17 protein-coding genes and 1 riboswitch are annotated in these 17,878 nt (G+C 43.9%); of the genes, 7 read left to right on the top strand and 10 right to left on the bottom strand.

The features are described 5' to 3' along the window. Nucleotides 1–13: 13 nt before the first annotated feature. Nucleotides 14–778, bottom strand: a complete 765-nt coding sequence (locus ACXAFV_RS15210) for an IclR family transcriptional regulator (RefSeq protein WP_475127698.1) — start codon at nt 776–778, stop codon at nt 14–16. Nucleotides 779–1,354: 576 nt separating this feature from the next. Between ACXAFV_RS15210 and ACXAFV_RS15205 the strand changes: the two genes are divergently transcribed. After that, entirely contained in the window at nt 1,355–1,729 is a 375-nt protein-coding gene (locus ACXAFV_RS15205; protein ID WP_475127697.1) for a VOC family protein, read from the top strand. A gap of 73 nt (nt 1,730–1,802) precedes the next feature. Here the strand turns inward: ACXAFV_RS15205 and ACXAFV_RS15200 are convergent, their stop codons facing one another. The 4 genes from ACXAFV_RS15200 to ACXAFV_RS15185 form a co-directional block, all read right to left on the bottom strand. Next, on the bottom strand, nt 1,803–2,414 hold the full coding sequence (locus ACXAFV_RS15200; protein WP_475127696.1) for a dienelactone hydrolase family protein: 612 nt from the start codon (nt 2,412–2,414) through the stop codon (nt 1,803–1,805). 256 nt (nt 2,415–2,670) lie between these two features. After that, nucleotides 2,671–2,774: riboswitch (purine riboswitch) on the bottom strand. Between the two features lie 19 nt (nt 2,775–2,793). Continuing rightward, nucleotides 2,794–3,075, bottom strand: coding sequence for a hypothetical protein (locus tag ACXAFV_RS15195; RefSeq protein WP_475127695.1), 282 nt, complete (start codon nt 3,073–3,075; stop codon nt 2,794–2,796). A 10-nt stretch (nt 3,076–3,085) separates the two neighbouring features. Next, nucleotides 3,086–3,475: an SHOCT-like domain-containing protein gene (locus tag ACXAFV_RS15190; RefSeq protein WP_475127694.1), complete on the bottom strand. Its 390-nt coding sequence runs from the start codon at nt 3,473–3,475 to the stop codon at nt 3,086–3,088. 12 nt (nt 3,476–3,487) lie between these two features. Further along, nucleotides 3,488–3,853: a DUF2089 family protein gene (locus ACXAFV_RS15185; RefSeq protein WP_475127693.1), complete on the bottom strand. Its 366-nt coding sequence runs from the start codon at nt 3,851–3,853 to the stop codon at nt 3,488–3,490. Between the two features lie 344 nt (nt 3,854–4,197). Between ACXAFV_RS15185 and ACXAFV_RS15180 the strand changes: the two genes are divergently transcribed. Next, nucleotides 4,198–4,803, top strand: a complete 606-nt coding sequence (locus ACXAFV_RS15180) for a hypothetical protein (RefSeq protein ID WP_475127691.1) — start codon at nt 4,198–4,200, stop codon at nt 4,801–4,803. 248 nt (nt 4,804–5,051) lie between these two features. Here ACXAFV_RS15180 and ACXAFV_RS15175 read toward each other — a convergent pair whose 3' ends face one another. The 4 genes from ACXAFV_RS15175 to ACXAFV_RS15160 form a co-directional block, all read right to left on the bottom strand. Continuing rightward, nucleotides 5,052–7,529: a S8 family serine peptidase gene (locus ACXAFV_RS15175; protein WP_475127690.1), complete on the bottom strand. Its 2,478-nt coding sequence runs from the start codon at nt 7,527–7,529 to the stop codon at nt 5,052–5,054. Between the two features lie 24 nt (nt 7,530–7,553). Then, complete coding sequence (locus ACXAFV_RS15170; RefSeq protein ID WP_475127689.1) at nt 7,554–8,993, bottom strand: S8 family serine peptidase; 1,440 nt, start codon at nt 8,991–8,993, stop codon at nt 7,554–7,556. 226 nt (nt 8,994–9,219) lie between these two features. Then, a complete protein-coding gene (locus tag ACXAFV_RS15165; RefSeq protein WP_475127688.1) occupies nt 9,220–9,870 on the bottom strand; it encodes a response regulator in 651 nt (216 codons plus the stop codon). Next, nucleotides 9,845–11,704, bottom strand: coding sequence for a GAF domain-containing sensor histidine kinase (locus ACXAFV_RS15160; RefSeq protein ID WP_475127687.1), 1,860 nt, complete (start codon nt 11,702–11,704; stop codon nt 9,845–9,847). The genes ACXAFV_RS15165 and ACXAFV_RS15160 overlap by 26 nt, the downstream gene beginning before the upstream one ends. A 473-nt stretch (nt 11,705–12,177) precedes the next feature. Here ACXAFV_RS15160 and ACXAFV_RS15155 point away from each other — a divergent pair, with 473 nt between their 5' ends. From ACXAFV_RS15155 to ACXAFV_RS15140, 4 genes are read left to right on the top strand one after another with little or no spacing between them, the layout of a single operon-like run. Further along, nucleotides 12,178–13,932 (top strand): alkaline phosphatase D family protein, encoded by a 1,755-nt coding sequence (locus tag ACXAFV_RS15155; RefSeq protein WP_475127686.1) that lies wholly within the window; start codon nt 12,178–12,180, stop codon nt 13,930–13,932. A gap of 29 nt (nt 13,933–13,961) precedes the next feature. Continuing rightward, nucleotides 13,962–14,726 (top strand): twin-arginine translocase subunit TatC, encoded by a 765-nt coding sequence (tatC, locus tag ACXAFV_RS15150; RefSeq protein ID WP_475127684.1) that lies wholly within the window; start codon nt 13,962–13,964, stop codon nt 14,724–14,726. Continuing rightward, the gene (locus ACXAFV_RS15145) at nt 14,723–16,156 is read left to right on the top strand and encodes an alkaline phosphatase PhoX (RefSeq protein ID WP_475127683.1); all 1,434 of its coding nucleotides are present in this window, start codon (nt 14,723–14,725) and stop codon (nt 16,154–16,156) included. Before tatC ends, ACXAFV_RS15145 begins: the two co-directional genes overlap by 4 nt. A 21-nt stretch (nt 16,157–16,177) precedes the next feature. Next, a complete protein-coding gene (locus ACXAFV_RS15140) occupies nt 16,178–16,411 on the top strand; it encodes a twin-arginine translocase TatA/TatE family subunit (protein ID WP_475127682.1) in 234 nt (77 codons plus the stop codon). A gap of 72 nt (nt 16,412–16,483) precedes the next feature. On the opposite strand, the gene ACXAFV_RS15135 is transcribed toward ACXAFV_RS15140, so the two are convergent. After that, nucleotides 16,484–16,714: a hypothetical protein gene (locus ACXAFV_RS15135; protein WP_475127680.1), complete on the bottom strand. Its 231-nt coding sequence runs from the start codon at nt 16,712–16,714 to the stop codon at nt 16,484–16,486. 195 nt (nt 16,715–16,909) lie between these two features. On the opposite strand from ACXAFV_RS15135, the gene ACXAFV_RS15130 reads away from it, so the two are divergent. Then, nucleotides 16,910–17,545: a hypothetical protein gene (locus ACXAFV_RS15130; RefSeq protein WP_475127679.1), complete on the top strand. Its 636-nt coding sequence runs from the start codon at nt 16,910–16,912 to the stop codon at nt 17,543–17,545. Nucleotides 17,546–17,878 lie beyond the last annotated feature (333 nt).

The raw sequence follows: 17,878 nt of genomic DNA, 5'->3' as shown, positions 1-17,878 counted from the left end.
TCCCTGCTTTCCTTTATTTATTTACAAATGATTGATTTGTAGACAACTTTTTAGCTAGCTTCATAATTTCTTCAGTAGCCATTTCCCGCTTTTCCTTCCAGCTATTTTCCAACATCGTAAAACTTACTCCCGCTGTGATCTGATTTTCTTGATTATATATAGGGGCTGCCACACAACAAAAACCAATGGCTCCTTCTTGTTCTTCTGTAATAAAGCCGTCTTTCTTTGCTTTCACTAGCTGCTCCCACAGTTCATCAACGGTTTCAACGGTATTTTCTGTTTTCTTTTCAAATACTTTCTCAGGATATAACTCTACTAATTCTTCATAATCCAAATGTGATAAATTGATTTTGCCTATCGCTGAAGCGTAAGCTGGAAATTTCATACCGGGATCTGTTACTAAGCGCGCCGGTGAGCTTCCATCTTCCCTGGCTAAATAAAAGACTTCATTTCCTACCAACGTCCCCAGTTGAATGTGCTCATCAACAACTTTGATGGAATGACCTGCTTCCGATGAAAAGGTTTCCAAAATATCGTATTGGCTAAAATAAGCAGAACTATAAGAACCCAATACCGGTCCTAATGTGTAAAAGTCCTTTTTATCCTTTTTAATCCAACCGATCGTTTCGAGTGTGTTCAACAAGGAGTACATGGAACTTTTATTGATGTCTAACTTTTTAGAGAGATCAATCAATCTCAATTGGGAAGGATGATTTGCAATTAACTCAATAATCAAGTTTGCTCGTTCTAAAGCTGGAACCCAATACTTTTGTTTCATTCATCTTAACCTCCATGGTTTACTATAATAAACCAAGTTTTATATATTAAACTTATAAATAAAGATTACCATAATTTTTTTAATTGTCAAACTTTTCTTTAAAAATAAATTCACACTTTTAACACAAGTTAACAACGCTTCAAGCAGTTCATAAAAAAGTATAGTACGGTTATAGGAAACCTGATGAACATGGAGATTAAGCGAGGAGTTTAGAGTAGTCGTGAGTATATCACTTCCGAAGAAGTTCCTAGGCAATTTCCAGTCTCTAGAGGATAGGAAATGTCAAAAAACGCAGACCGTTAAGTGTTCACCTAACGTCTGCGTTCTTTTCGATCCATATCCTCGACACCGATCACATCTAGGAAGCGTGGGCACGTATCTCCCACTTGATTTTTCATAAATATGGAAATAATCAATAATAAATGCGATAATTTCCTATATAGCTATTACATCTAAAAGTTTTCCACCTCCCCCCTCTTTTTAAAAATGCTAGTCTAGGAGTTTACGAGTCTGTGTAAACAAATTCTGTATTTGGTTTTGAAACCTACCCCCAATCAAACAAAGGAGAGATAACCAATGAGTAAATCGTTTATTGAACAAGTTCATTACATTAGAATCCCTGTACGAGATTTAGAGGAGTCTGCCCACTGGTATAGGGACGTGTTAGGACTGCAATTGTTGACCATTACGGAGGATCCATTTGCGGTTATAAAAATAAATGATGGGCCATTTTTGCTTATCTTAGTCCCCACTGCTGATGAAACATATGCACATTTTACAGTTCATAATGAGTCAGCCTTCAACATTGGCTTTACCAGTCCTGAATTATCGAAATTCCATGAACATCTAGCAGATAATGGCGTCACGGTTGAGGATATACAAGAAGATAACGGACATGCCTATTTTCACTTTTACGATCCAAATGGGAATAAACTTCAAGTGCACTGGTGAGATGCTTGCCAATCACATGGGCCAGCCCCTGGAGCATTAATGATTGCGTTTCCGGGGGATAGACCCAGCGCTGTTATTCCATGACCTCCGCCGTCTTAGTTAAAACCCCTTTCAAAAGAGAGAACGATGTATCAAACGCTTCCTGGCAGAACTCTTTAGAATACGGATTGGCAAATCCATGTCCAGCATCAAATACATGAATGTCGATAAACTTGTTCTCTTTCTTCTCAAGTTCTTTTATAAGAGGGTTTACATCAAACGTCTTTTCCTTGTTTGAAAAGAATAGTAAAGTACGAGATGTCGGATTCACTCCAACATAATCCCTTATCCTTGATCCATAGAAACATAGAACTCCTGAAACACCCTCATGACCACTGCATAACCAGGCAGCAGTGGCTCCAACGCTGAATCCCACTACATAGATGTTCTTATACTTCCCTCTATTATCCTCAATGGATTCCTTGATGTGGGATGCGGCTTTCTGAAATCCAACATGCTTAAAAAAGCTGTTATACACCTCTTCTTCGCTTTCCCCCAAATGAGTCCCCGGTGGATAAAGGTCGGGGCAAATCACATCCATTCCCAGATTATTGATCAATTCAGAGATATACCTCATATGCTGATTCAACCCGTGAATTTCGTGCACGATAATGACGAGCTGATCACTTTTCCTTGGAGGAATCATCGTAAACACCCTTTCTGAAAAAAAGCATAACAAGATCTACACCCCAGTATGCTTCTATTCATTTTGTATTTGACTTGGATATATGAACAACTAAAAGAGCCAAGTAAAAGTGCCTTATCCTCAAACCAGTGATAAGTCCCACTTTTTACTTGGCTTTTGATTACACACTCATAAAAAATCATTCTTTATCATAGATGCTAATAACGAAAGTTGACATTCCAGTCCGCTATTAGTTGATAAATGATCTTCTTATACCAATAAGCAAACATTATCTCGTAGTCCGGTTCTTACGATGGGAACCGGGTAGAAACTCTCAGACTGTATTACTGAGTTTATACGAGCTTTATTTCTATTCAATTATTTACATCAATGATGTAAATTACAGCCTAACCAAAACCTCTGTACCGTCCTTCGCCTTCACATCTACCAGCACCAACCCCCTATGTTTTTTCAATTCCTTGTAGATGGGCTTTAGCGCCTTTCGATCGATGTCCAGAATCGTAAAGTCCAGCTGCTTTCTATTAAAATTCTCTTTTGTCCAATGATGGAGTCGTTGATGAAAAAACTTAGAGGATAGGATGGATATGCCCACGTTCAAAAGGGCATATGGAATCGGGATGGAGAACCGGACGTCTTCTGATTTCACTTTTATATGGAGCATAGGCTACCCACTATTCGATGATGACTGAAACGGTATCTCCGTTTGCCGATTTCACATCGACGATAGGACCTTCCAGTTCATGTTCGATTGCTTCTGAAATAAGGTTGATGTCAATATCTTTTACATACTTTTCGGATTGCGGAATGCCCGTTGCGATGCTGTGTCCCGCCTTTAATACGGCCTTGATCAGTTTGATCGGCAGATTGGCCGAGACGTTGTCACCTTCAGCTGATACGACACGGACTTTTAATGTCTTGTCTGCATAGTGTGCCTTTTTTTCCGTCACCCTGCCTCCTGTGTCTTCTTTCTCTTTTAGCACAGATATCAGTTCGGCTCCCTTCGCTGCATCAATCTTCCCATCCTGCACCATGGTCAACACTCTTGTGATTTCCTCATTCATGGAACGTTCCCCCTATTCGTTTTTTAAAAGTTTAATGGCTTCCTCCGGAGTGATTTCGCCATTTTCAAGCATCGTGACAACCTTCTTCTCGTCAACGTCGTTTCTTTTCTTCTGTACATAGCCTAGTGATGAAATGATCTCCGTCAGCTTGCCTCGAACCGTTGGATACGAAATCCCCAGTTCCTTCTCAACTTCCTTTATATTCCCTCTGCACGCTAAAAATACTTCCACAAAATTCAGCTGATCCGCTGACAGCGAAGCCAGCTTCGATAACTCAAACTCATTTTCAATCGTCGTCTGACAATGAGAACACTGCAGCTTCGTAATCTTCATCGTTTCACTGCAGACCGGACAATTCGTGATTACTTTATAAGCCATATTGGAATTCCTTTCCTTTAGTTGATTTGATTATATATCAATAAACAGAAACTGTAAATAACAAAAGTTAATATTTTTTAAAAAATAATTTAAATAATTAATTTTTATATTAATATTATTGATTTTACCTGATAAAAAATACAAACACCTTTAAGTTATGAGGTGCGGCCACGCTCCAGGATCTAACAGGTCTCAGGTTGTTCAAATTAACCCGCGGCCAGTCCTTTATATTTTGAAATAGAACCTTGAACCATATCAAAAATCCAAACAGGTCACCCGGTAAACTGGAACTACAAGGAAATTATTTACATTTCCAAATGAATCCCCTAAGGAGGAATTATTTTATGAAGAAGATGGTTTATTTCATGTTAGCAGGTGCCATGGCCCTTATGCTTGCAGGTTGCGGAAGTGATGCAGCAGTTGAGGAACTTGTTCAAAACGATACAGAAAAAGCTGAGGCGAAAACGAATAGTGATGCCGGCAAGGAAGAAAAACCAGAGGAAGAAGTGCAGGAGGAAGATATCTGGACGTACTACAATGATTCAAAATGGTCCGATAACTACAAGGGCTTGAAAATGGAAATTCAAAAAGCGGTCGTCACGGATCAAGCCCCTACGATGGAAGATGAAAATGCCAAGGCATCAGCAGTTGGGGTAAAGTTCAAAATGGAAAACACCACTGATGGAAAGTTCACCTTCTACCCCGACCAGGCCGTGCTCGTAACCAGCACCGGAGAACAGATCGACATGCCTGACATGTGGGTCTCCGACAACATCGGTGGCGAGATCGACAAAGGCGTCATCAAGGAAGGTAATATCATCTGGTACCTTGAAAGAGGCCATGCAGAAGATATCGAATGGATCAAACTTGAATTCAGCGGCCATCAGGGACCGGAGGATGATTTTGAAGCGGAATATAAGGAATATGAGATTGAGTTGCAGTTGAAGTAGGATATGGGTCTGACACTTGGTAGAGCACCAGGGGGGTCAGACCTTATTTTTTGGGACTTGGGAGTGCTAATAATATTTCCACCTCCCCCTCACCCATACTAGCGAAGTAACGGGAGGGATCACAAAAAGAGATGAGCCTCTAAAGACCCATCTCTTCTACATATACTCTTCCTTTAATATAAGGAACAATTGGTTGGGATGCATGTGAAGAAATTCCCTAACTCAAAAGCTTGAAATGGCTGTTCTTCTTATTTTAGAAATGCTTGATAATAGCGGGTCATCGCAACCGCAAAATCTCCACGCGCGACTTTTTCTTCTGGGTTAAAGGAAGCCTTGATTACTGGTTCCAGATCATAAGGTCCTTGTTCAGATGAAAATTGTGCATTAAGGATGTTTAAGTCGAGCGCAAGTTGCACATATCCTCTTAATTCTGCCGGTACAACGGAAGCATCTTCAATGGCAATCCTTTCATCTTTGTACTGTACCGTTAATTCTCCTTCAAATTGCTGTGCTTCTTCTTGTAATCCAATCGCTTGAACAAGAGAATAAGCAAGTTCTGCACGGCTTACGCTGGCATTAGGAGAAAAATTCCCGGTTGCTTCATCCACAAGTACAACTGCATTCTGGTTATGACTTTCATCACGGAAAGCACTCCCCTTGGCAGTCACAGCCTCTACAAATGCTTTATCCTTTGACTTCACATCAGTGAAAGTACCCTTTGTATCGAGAGGTAAAGATTGACGGATTTCAGCACCCATCACCAAATACCGGGCAAGATGCTTTCTGTCAATGTATGAACCTGGATTGAAATTGCCAGTGGAAAGTCCATCAAATAGACGTTCCTTAACCCCCATCTGGATGGCAGAAGCAGCTGGGTGTCCGCTAATATCGTTCAATCCCGTAAACCCACTGATTTTTGAAAAAGCAAGAGATCCATTCACCGTTTCAGGTATACTCACACCAAGCGGATTTGATTCACTTCCTTTCAGCCCTCTTAATTCCACTTTCCATAGACCAGGCTGAGGAGAATTAACAGTGACAGTGCGATCAGTATACAATGGAAAAAGCACGCTGATACCTGAACTGTGCTCCTCTCCATTCGGTGCAATGAGGATGAGGTTAACAGGGTTTCCTGTTTCCTCAAGCAGTCCTTTAGCATTGATCTTGGCTGTCAGGGAAGTTAAACCTTCTTCCACAGTGAACTCATGCTGGTTAGTAGAGAGTAAAGCAGCCGGATCATAATCCACTGTAAAGTCTTCTCTTTGTGTTTCCGACTCAACACTGCTGTTGAAAGCTTGATTCATATTAAGAGTCTGACCATATTCCTTTCCGTTATAAATAGCATCAAGAGCTGCATATGCGTTCACATACCCTGCTCCCACCTCCCAAGATTCGTATCCTGGCATATTGGTGGCGGTTTGTTGAAGAATTTCTTTTACTCCTGCTGGTGACATTGTAGGTTCTGCTTCGAGAAGGAGAGCCACAATTCCCGCTACATGCGGAGTTGCCATAGATGTTCCACTCATTGTTGTGTAGTATGGCACATGTGCTGGATCAAGGGTCTCGGCATCCTGGTCAATCGCCAGACTGGAAACAGGTGCCAATACTCTAGTCGAGACGATATCTACACCTGGAGCTGTTATGGATGGTTCATCCATCCATGTCCATTCCTGACCGTCCATGACGAATGTTCCGCCTGCATCCTTTGTGCCTCTTGATGAGAAATCAGCCAGTGTACCGTCTTTTACCCCAGCTGCCACGGAAATGACCCATGGTGCTTTTGCATACGGATTATGTGTGTTTTCACCAGGCCCTTCATTCCCTGCAGCAAATAAAACAGTGATTCCTCTGTCATATGCTTTTTTACTTGCGATGTTAATTGGGTGGTTCGGATCAAAATCCCCGGAAGACCCCCAAGAGTTAGTGATTACTCTAATTTGGTATTCCTGTTGATGGGTGATGGCATAATCAAACCCGCCAATCCCGTCAAGAACAAATAGTGCCGCTCCTGATCCATAACCAATCAAATCAGCTCCAGGTGCTGCCCCTTCATATTTTCCTGAAGACATGGCACCTGTTCCGCCAACCGTACCTGCCACATGCGTTCCGTGTCCGGAATTGGTGTCTGTGTTCGGTACATTTTCTTGATAAGTAATCGGTAAAAGAGACGGTTCCAGTGCGTTTAAATTGGCAGGTGCCATGACATTTTGAACAAGATTCCTTCCGAGTTCATGGTCTTTGTGCGTGCCGTCGACACCGCTGTCATTGACAACCACACCTACGCCTTCACCCGTTACAGGGAAACCACCGTTCTTTTCTTGAAAAGATTGATCGGTTCTTGCTTTGTCAACGCCGGTGATGGCTGTTGCATCCGCATTGAAAAACTCTAATTCCTCATTTAAGTAGATGGATTGCACTTCTGAAGAGTCTGCAAGTTTTTCAATCCCCGCCTTAGTGGCAATGATTCCGGCCATTGGAAGAGACTTCAGCGTCACCCCTGTCGTCACACCCGCTTCTCTTAATAAGTCAAGATGATCGGCTCCAGGGGCACCGTCCCCTTTAAATGTAACAATAGCCTCTACAGTTGACGCCGTTTCCAATACGTTCTGAATCTTCGAATCCACAACTGCCCCTGGGGTACCTGTCGTTTCGGCAGCTGCCCCCCCGATAAAGAATGAAGGGATAATCAAGAACACCGCAAGTAAAACCAAACCAATCTTCTTCATAGTATTCTCCTCTCTCAAAGTCTATTAATATTGTTGAAAAGCATTTTCCACTGCCTTGAAGGCATCAATGTAACCTGCACCGGTTTCCCATATTTCATAACCCGGCATGGGTCTGGCCGTTTCCTCCAAGATACTCTTCACTTCTAAAGGAGTAAGCGTTGGATTTGCATCCAATAAAAGCGCAATGACTCCTGCAGTATGAGGTGCCGCCATCGAAGTACCGCTCATCGTTGTATAATACGGGATATAAGCGGGGTCAATGTATTCGGCGTCCTTAGTTGCTCCAAGAAGCGGAAGCGGCGACAGCACACGTGTCGAAATAATATCCACTCCCGGTGCCGTAATGGTAGGTCTGTCAGACCAAGTCCACTCTTTCCCATCTACTGTCACTGTACCTCCTTTTCCTTGTTCTCCTCTTGAAGAGAAATCAGCAAGTTCATAGGTATCGTTTCCGGCTGATGCCGTTACTACCCAGGGGGCTTTCTTGTAATTTCCGGATATCGTCGAAGCATCCGGTCCAGAGTTGCCCGCTGAAAAGACTGTGATGATCCCTCTGTCAAATAATTTCTTTGTGGCGATATTAATAGGATCATAGGGATCAAACTCTTTACCTGCTTCGCTCGTATCTCCCCAGGAGTTCGTAATGACCCGGATATTATATTCCCGCTGGTGGGTCAGGGCATAATCAAATCCCCCAATCGTATCGAGCATAGCCAGTGCCGCTCCGGAACCATATCCAATTAAGTTGGCACCCGGTGCAACGCCTTCATACTTACCTCCCGACATGGTTCCTGTACCGCCGACAATACCAGCGACATGAGTCCCGTGTCCTGAGTTATTGTCGGTGTTAGGGACATTCTCTGTGTAAGTAACTGGAAGGATTGCATCCACTGCGTGGAGATTGGTGGAACCGAGCACGTTTTGAACCAGATGACTGCCGTATTCGAGGTCATCATGGGTTCCATCTACCCCGCTATCGTTAATGACCACTCCGATTCCTTTACCGGACACAGGAAGACCTCCATTTTGTTTCGTCATAACTGGGTTAGTACGTACTTCATCCACACCCGTTATGGAAGTGCCATCTTCATTTTCATATGTCAAATCTCTATTTAAGTAAATCGAAACAACTTCTTGGGATTCCGCAAGCTTCTCCACCTGAGATTTGGTGGCCAGCACTCCTGCCATTGGCAGACTTTCAAAACTCAAACCTGCATCTATGCCGGCTTCCTTTAAGATGTTTGCCCTATTTTCATGAGCTCCCTCTTCAAAGGTGACAATCACTTCAACAGGCTCCAAAGCTGTGGCCATCTCCTCTACAAGGTTCTCATCTACTACCGCCTTACGGTCCATGCTTGATGCCTCATGATGGGCCCAAGATGAAGAAAACATCGTTATGATCAACAAAAGTGAAATGAAAATCGTTTTTATCTTCACTTTATCCACTCCTTTCCATGTATTCATTCTCTCATTTTCCTAATCTTTCGACTATTATGCGTCTGTAGTAAATAAACAGAGCATGAGCAGTATATGGTTACTACTTTAGTAGTAGATAACCTAGTACTCTTTTCCTCAAAAACGAGCACATCAGGTGAGACATCAACAGGCAATCAATAGAGTAAAACACAACAAAACCGGCCATAGGCTGAGGCCCATGACCGGTTTACATATAGCTTCACTTTATTCGCTTTCAAGAACTTGGCGGGAAGGGCACTAATTTGTTTTGAACTGCATGGATGATCACCTGTGAGCGGCTTTTCACATTTAGTTTCTTAAATATATTGCTCACATGGATTTTAACCGTTTTGTCACTTACAAACAGCCTCTCGCCAATTTCTTTATTGGTTAACCCTTCAACCAGACAAGAGAGAACTTCCCTTTCTCTTTCCGTGAGTGAATTCTCTTCCTTATCATTTCTATGGTTCTGCTGATGGAAGGTTAAGAGTTTTCTAGTTAGTGAAGGATGAATAACCGATTCTCCATGAAACACAGTTCTTACAGCCTCTACCACTTGATCCGATGGTGCATCCTTTAATAGATAGCCATCTGCTCCTTCTTTGATGGCCGACATAAAATATTCTTCATGGCTGTGCATGGTTAATATCAGAACCTTGATTTGAGGGTATTGCTGTTTCAAGATCCTTGTTACCTCTACTCCGTTCATTCCCGGTAAATTGATATCCATTAGAATGATATCGGGAGCCAGCTCTCTTACCTTATTCAATGCATCGCTTCCGGTAACGGCTTCCCCAATAACGTTAATATCATCTTCTGACTCGATGATGGTTTTCAGCCCATCCCGCAGCACTGCATGGTCATCCACCAATAATAATTTGATCATTGTCGCTTTCTCCTTCCAATCCCATCCTAGGAACAGTGATGGTCACATCCGTCCCTTCACCTTCTTTGCTGTCAATTTGAAGGGATGCATTGATTTTCTCAGCAGAATCATTGATTTGCAGGATTCCAAAATGAGGATTCTCCCTCGCATCAAGCATCGCTTGAAAAAGTGAAAATCCGACACCGTCATCTTTGACCCGCAGTAAAATATGCTCGTATTCATAACACAACAGAATCTCAACGGTAGTGGCCTTTGCATGCTTGATGACGTTTTGCAAGCTTTCCTGAAAGATATCAAACAATACTTTCTCAACCATGGAATTTAACTCCACTTCATCCCCTCTAACTTTGAAAGAGATATTGAGCGAAAATTCTCTTCTGGCTGCTTCCGTTTTTGCCTCTATCGCTTTTGACAGACCCACTCTTTCTGTAGGATACGGCCTCAAGGCATAGATGGATTCTCTAACTTCCCGCAAACTTTCCCGCAGCCCAAAGACACTTTCATCAACGAGTTTCAGGGTTTCTTCAGGCTTCTTATTGAACCTTCGGCCGGCCGATTCCAATTTCATCACAGCCCCCGCGAGTGTCTGTGCAATCCCATCATGGATATCCCTTGCAATTCTATTCCTCTCTTCAAGTAAGATTCGCTTTTCCTTCTCTTTGAACAGCATACGAGTCTTGATGGTCACCGCCAATTGGTTTGAAAGCGTCGCAATGGATTGAACATCCTCATCCGTAAAACTCTTGGTTCGAGTCCTTGCAGCCACCAGCATTCCGACCGTTTCTTTCTCAACTCGCAAAGGGAAATAGACTTGGGCTTTTAAGCGATCATTAAATAAGTTCGTTGATTTCATTACATTCATGCTCATATCTCCATATATAATGGGTTCCTTCACTTCTTCAAATTCTTCCGCCGTCTCCTGATCCAACTCTGTAACATGGACTGTATCCCCTTTCTGAAATTGCATACTCCATTGTCCATTCTCCTTGACCCATAATACAAATGCATCTGCATTGATAAACTCCGAGAAAGTGGTTTTGAGTTCATTCAACCATTTTTCTCCCGGTACTAACTGGTTGAGTTGGGAGGTGATGATAAATAGGGATTTCAATCTTTTCTTTTCAGCACGAAGCCTCACAATGGCAGAGCTTAAAAGCGCGAAACCGACCAGCGGAGAAAAGAAAAAGAAATATGAAAAAACATCGATTTCCCCTCTATTTTGGCTTCCAAGCACATATAACAATCCCCCATAAAGCAAGGAAATCAACACACAGTTTAACTCTGTAAGGGTTTTTGTAGCCCAGGATTTGAAAGTATAAGCTTGCGGCCTGAGCAAAAGGACGATATCGACAATCAAATTATTTACCAAGAAAAAAAAGAGCTGCATAAAGAAATACTGAAATATCCCCTGCAGGAAAGATGAATCAATTGCCTGTTGAATAAAGGGGTCAAGCTCGTTGAGAAAAAAAGTAGCTGCCAAAAGGCTTAGAACCAATTGGGCAGGATTAAAAATAATGGTTCTTAAAGGCCGCTGATGCTTTACATTAACCAGCAAAACAGCCGTGGCGTATGTAATCGCTGTGACCGAGAAGCCAAACAACAAAAAAATGACATACACAATAGGAAAAGTAATGGCCGTAAATCCTCTCCATACAGGCATAGGATAATATTCACTGACAATAAGGAAAATAAATAAAAGCAAGAGGACAAGATAGTTTTCAACTGGCTCAACGAAAAGCACAGCTGAAATAACAGTCAGCCACCCCAGGAAGGAAATCATATATAAATAGACCCTTGAGTACATCTCCCTCTTCTCAAAAATTCCGGTTTCCACCTTCCCCCTCCTATTCATTGTTTTAATTTTCAATTAATTTTACCCCCAAGCCAGCCGAAATTCAAATATCAAAAGAATGCAGACGCCCATACTGGGGCTGTATCGATGAATGAACTGGGTCAGACACACCTACTAAGAGCATTCATCCGTGTCAATCCAGCAGCTTTCTTTTTCCTCCCTAAAGCTCGTCCTGCCCTTCCCTCGCTTCAAACGTCATCATAATTTTCATTTTATTATATAGTTTTCTTTTCACCCATGTTAAGAAAACTGAGACTGACCGCCCACTTAAAATTGGATAAATCTGCTGAATCTCTCCCATTTAATGAAATATTCAAACAATAACCAATCTTTTTTCCCAGGAATGATGACCCTCCTGTTCTATCCTCTATTTACATTCATTTACAACAAATTAAAAATAGTCTCCTATAATATGAGCTGTTGTATTCAATAGATTCATGAAGGGAGTCATCCGCATGACAAATGAGAGACCGATGGAAAATTGGATTCAAAGACTGAATGAAGAGACCTTACATAAAGGGGTCGACCGTCGCAGCTTCCTTCAGGGAGCGGGGAAAGTCGCTGGCATTTCTTTAGGAATGGTGATTGCTCATTCGATGGGCGGTTTTTCTGTGTCCGCAGAAGAAGAAGAGTTTCAGGATTATCCGTTTTTACTTGGGGTAGCTTCCGGGGATCCACTCCCGGATAGTATCGTTTTATGGACACGTTTAGCAGTCGACCCTCTTAATGGCGGCGGCATGCCTGACCGTAAGATTCCCTTGAAGTGGGAAATCGCGAAAGATGAACATTTTCGGCATATTGTTCAGCGCGGTACGGAAGTGGCAAGTCCGGCCCTCGCACACTCCGTACATGCCGAGGTAGAGAACCTCGAAGCAGGTACGGTGTACTATTACCGGTTCAAAGCCGGGAAGGATTTCAGCCCGATCGGAAAAACGAAAACCCTCCCTGCCCTGAATGCAGACGTCGCTAGCCTCTCTTTTGCCTTTGCTTCCTGCCAGCAATATGAGCATGGCTATTATACTGCCTATAAGCATATGGCCAAAGAAGACCTTGACCTCGTTTTCCATCTTGGGGACTACATTTATGAATACGGTCCTGATGAATATGTAGCTAAAACAGGAAATGTCCGGCACCATAAAGGACCGGAAATCCGTTCGTTGGAGGACTACCGGAACCGTCATGCCCAATATCGTTCAGATACGGATCTGCAGGCTGCTCATGCGGCGTTCCCCTGGGTTGTCACATGGGATGACCATGAAGTGGAAAACAACTATGCTGATACGATCCCTGAAAAAGGACAATCTGTGGAAGAGTTCGTGAAACGGCGAGTTGCTGCTTATCAGGCTTACTATGAACACATGCCATTAAGACGATCGTCGATGCCGCACGGCGCGGACATGCAGCTTTACCGTCAGTTCTCATACGGGAACTTGGCTAATTTCATGGTCCTCGATTCCCGCCAGTATCGTTCTGATCAGGCGAATGGAGATAAAAGCTCTCCGCAGACGGCAGAATCCCTGGACCCTTCACGCACACTGCTTGGCGGCGAGCAGGAACAATGGGTTCTTGATCATCTCGGCAAATCCACCAGCTCCTGGAATGTACTTGCCCAGCAGATCTTTTTTGCAAAAAGAAACTATGGCCCAAGCCCTGATCAGCCGTTATACAGTATGGATGGCTGGGATGGCTACACACCTGCAAGGGAGCGCATCACGGAATTTGCACGAAAAGAAAACATGGATAACCTGATCGTCCTGACAGGTGATGTACACGCGAACTGGGCTTCTAATATCCTGGCAGACTTTGATGATCCGTCTTCGAATATGCTTGGAGCTGAGTTTGTCGGCACGTCGATCACATCAGGCGGGAACGGAGCGGACAAACGCGCAGACACGGACCGCATCCTCCAGCAGAACGAACATATAAAATTTTTCAACGATTATCGTGGGTATGTCCGCTGCCATGTCACACCGACCCAGTGGAGAACCGATTATCGTGTCGTTCCATTTGTCTCCAACCCTGGTGCAGATATTTCTACCAGAGCTTCATTTGTTTACGAAAAAGATTCAGAAGGACTGAAGGAAATCTCAGCATCAACCGTTCCACAAGGGAAGCTGCAGTCGACTGAAGTGGAAGATGATCGTCATGAAGCGCACGCCCGCGCCCATAAAAAACAAGCCCAAAAAGGCAAACAAAAGCAAATGAACTAGCCTAGTTTAGCATAGAGGAGGCTGAGGCTATGAATGATCGCAACCAGCAGTTGATCGGACACTTGGAAGAACTGAGGAGCCGGGCCATCAAAACCGTGCTCGCCTTTATTGGTTTCCTTATAGCGGGGCTGGCTTTTGTGAAACCGATCTACGAGTGGCTGATCAGAGATTTAGACACGAAACTTGCGATTCTCGGACCGAGCGACATTTTATGGGTGTACCTGATGATAGCAGCCGTTTTCTCACTGGCTGCAACCATCCCCGTCGCTGCCTATCAAATCTGGCGGTTTGTCGCACCGGGTCTGAGCCCAAGAGAACGAAAAGTGACGGTACGCTTCATTCCAGCCTTATTCTTTTTGTTCATTTTCGGCATTGGGTTCGGTTATTTCTTACTTTTCCCGATCGTCCTGGGTTTCTTAACCACCCTTTCCGCCGGCCAGTTTGAAATGATGTTTACCGCGGAAAAATATTTCCGCTTTATGCTGCACCTTACTGTCCCTTTTGGACTCTTATTTGAGATGCCCTTGGTGATCGTCTTCCTGACGGTACTTGGCATTTTGGATCCGGCAAAATTGAAAAAATCAAGAAGGATCGCCTATTTTTTGCTGATTGTCATTTCCGTGTTGATTACACCGCCGGATTTCCTTTCGGATGTACTCGTCATCCTGCCGCTTCTGCTTTTATATGAGATCAGCATTACATGTTCAACGATTGCGTATAAGAAACGCGCTTCTCGTTCTGCGGAGTCAGATGCAGCTCAGGAAAATTTAGTTTTAAGGAGTGAAAGGACTTGAATAAACACGATATGAACAGAAGAGACTTTCTGAAAGCAAGCGGGATCGGCACAGCTGCGCTTGCCCTTGGTACCACTGGATTGATGTCTTTGGGTAGTAATAAAGTATTTGCCGGTACAACGAAAAATAGTAAAGCAGCCGGCGGTTATGGTCCGCTTGTCAAAGACCCGGGCGGAGTGATGGACCTTCCGCGCGGCTTCCAGTACCGGATTATTTCAGAAGAAGGCGGAACACTTTCGGACGGCAGGCCCGTCCCTGCCAAGTTCGACGGGATGGCCGCCTATGCAGGCACCCATAACTCTACTATTCTCGTGAGAAACCATGAATTGAGCGGGAATACTAAATACCCCGTGATCGGGAAAAATCCTTACCGCCGTGAAGAATCGGGCGGAACCACTTCTTTAGTGGTCGGACCTGACCGCCAAGTAAGGAAGGAATACGTCTCATCTTCCGGTACCATCCGTAACTGTGCAGGCGGGGCGACTCCTTGGGGCACATGGCTTACTTGTGAAGAAACGCTCGAAGAAGGTCACGGCTATGTGTTTGAAGTAGATCCAAATAACCCTGAAAACAACATCTCGAAAACCCCGATTCGCGACATGGGTGCCTTTTCCCATGAAGCCACGGCCATCGACCCGGCAACAGGTGTCGTTTATCTGACCGAAGACGCCGGTCCAAGTTATTTGTATCGCTTCCTTCCTAACGACCGCAGTCAAAGGGTCGGTGCCCTGCAAAAAGGCGGCAAGCTTCAAGCGGCAGCCTACGAAGAAATGAGCATGGATGAAACCAGCCAGTTCCATACAGGGCAGAAATTCGGCATTGTTTGGAAAGATGTAGATCCGGAAAAACCGACCCTTGATGCAGGCAGAAAAGGATGCATTGCCTTCAGCCGTCTGGAGGGTGCTTATTTTGAAGGCGGCGTGTTCTGGTTTGATGATACATCCGCCGGGGATAAAGATTTGGGCCGTGTGTACCGCTATATTCCGGCCACCAATACACTGGAGCTATTCTATGAATCTACTGCGCAAAATGATCTGGAAATGCCTGATAATATTTGCATCACACCCTGGGGAGATCTGTGGATCGCTGAAGACGGCGGCGGTGTCGATCGTGTCATCGGGATGACACCAGAGGGCGAAACGTACGTGTTCGCAGAAAATAAAGTGAACGATTCCGAGCTTGCAGGGCCTACGTTCTCAACAGACGGCCGGACGTTCTTCATCAATATCCAGTCACCCGGGATGACCTTTGCGATCTGGGGACCATTCGCCAGGAAAAATGCAGCCCGCAGAAGGCTGAAGGGCCATGCCGCCCCGCCGGCTGCCTACGCACCGAAAATCTCTGACAAACTATCGGCCTTTGCGGAAGTACAGGGAATGTCGGATTTAGAGGCAGCTGCGTTCCAGCGTCACGGCATGCCAATTTTATAAAACCGACAGGAGGAGAAAAGTATGCTAACGAATATCGGAATCCCAGGATTAATCCTTGTATTGGTGATCGCGTTGATCATCTTCGGCCCTTCGAAACTACCGGAAATCGGACGTGCTTTCGGAAGCACATTAAAAGAATTCAAAAGCGCCACCAAAGACTTAGTCAATGGACATGATGAAGACAAGAGTCCTTCTGCAGACGAAGGTCAAAGACTGAAGGCCTTGGAAAAAGAAAAGCAGCATACAGGCAGCTGACATTCAGCGCAAAAAAACGTCCAGGGTTTCTTACTCTGGACGTTTTTGATGATGGAAATCGTTTTGTCTATCTTAAACGTTCTCCTCTCTCTCTCTCAAAAAGTTCTCATATACCTCTCTTGCCTTATCCGGATTCGGCATTTCCTTCGCTACTCTTCTATGTATGTCATTCAACAGATATAGCCCCCTGAACAAACAACCTGCAATGATGCCGAAAGCAAGGACGCCGCCAACCCAAGGCCCCGTTATAAACAATACCAAACCTAGTATACTCGCTAAAAAAATCGATAGGATCAAGTACAAACGAATAACTCCCCTTTTACCTGGTTATTTGTTCCCCGTAACCAGTGACATTCCTCAACTCCACTGACATTCCTTCCTCATTATGTCAAAAGTCTTACACCCCTTCAATCTTTCATACGAAGAAAAAACACGCAATCACCCGTATACTATATAAAAAGGGGCGCTTTCACAAATACTAACCAAAGGAGAAAACCTATGAAATTATTTCATTACCACTACTGGACAGACAAAGTAAAGGAAATGGAACACGTTTATCAGCAGCTCGGCTTCCAGACCGTGTTGAGGGTCGGCAGGCTGGATGGTGAGATGCAAACCTTCAATCCCCCGTTGACCTGGGATGATTTTCAAGGAAAAGAAATTGCGTTCAGGATCATCGAGATGGTCAAAGGGCAGACAAATGTGACATTCGGACAGGGCAAGCGGGACCGGTTCGATCATATCGGTGTTCTGGTGGATGAAAAAGAGTACAGCGAAATCCTTGGCAGGGCTGGCGAACTGGACTGGGCCGTCAGCGAAGGCGAACGGAGAACCTTCATTTCGACTCCGTGGAAATTCCGGATCGAGCTTCAACGAAGAAGCGATGTGGTGACGGAGGAACAGCATACAGTAATCCGTCAAATGAAGATCAATGTTCCTTTTACTTTACACCCTGGATCGGTTGCCCAATTGTTGGACCTGGATGTCCTTCATGAGGAAGAATCGCGTTTGAATGTCGGGAATGATGAATGGAGCATTGTCTTCAATAAGGAGGAGGATGTTCGATTGCATGCTGTTCATTTTACAGGTGACGGGAGGAATGATGTGGATCCTGCTGGGGTTAGGTTGAACTGAGCATTTTTTTGCAAACATCAAAAAAGGTTCTGCCTCTAAGGGGTTCCGTTTAGGGGGGAATCCTTGATTCACACCCAAATTAGAAGCAGAAATAGTAATGTAATTATCACTGTATTTAACAGTAAAAAACCAGAGCCATTAGATGTCTTTTATTTTTATGTCTATATAATCTTCTTATTTCGTTAAAGCTCCCTTTACTTTAATAAAAATAAAAGACATTGTGAAAAAATAGCTATAAATCTTACAAAGAAACTTGGCATTTAGAAATGCTCCTTGAGTTTCTACATTTGATAGATATAGAATTTTTACTTATCTATATTAGTTCTTCTTAAA

Source organism: Rossellomorea sp. ABR4_012 (genome assembly GCF_056159545.1).
This window is presented reverse-complemented; position numbering and strand designations above follow the sequence as displayed.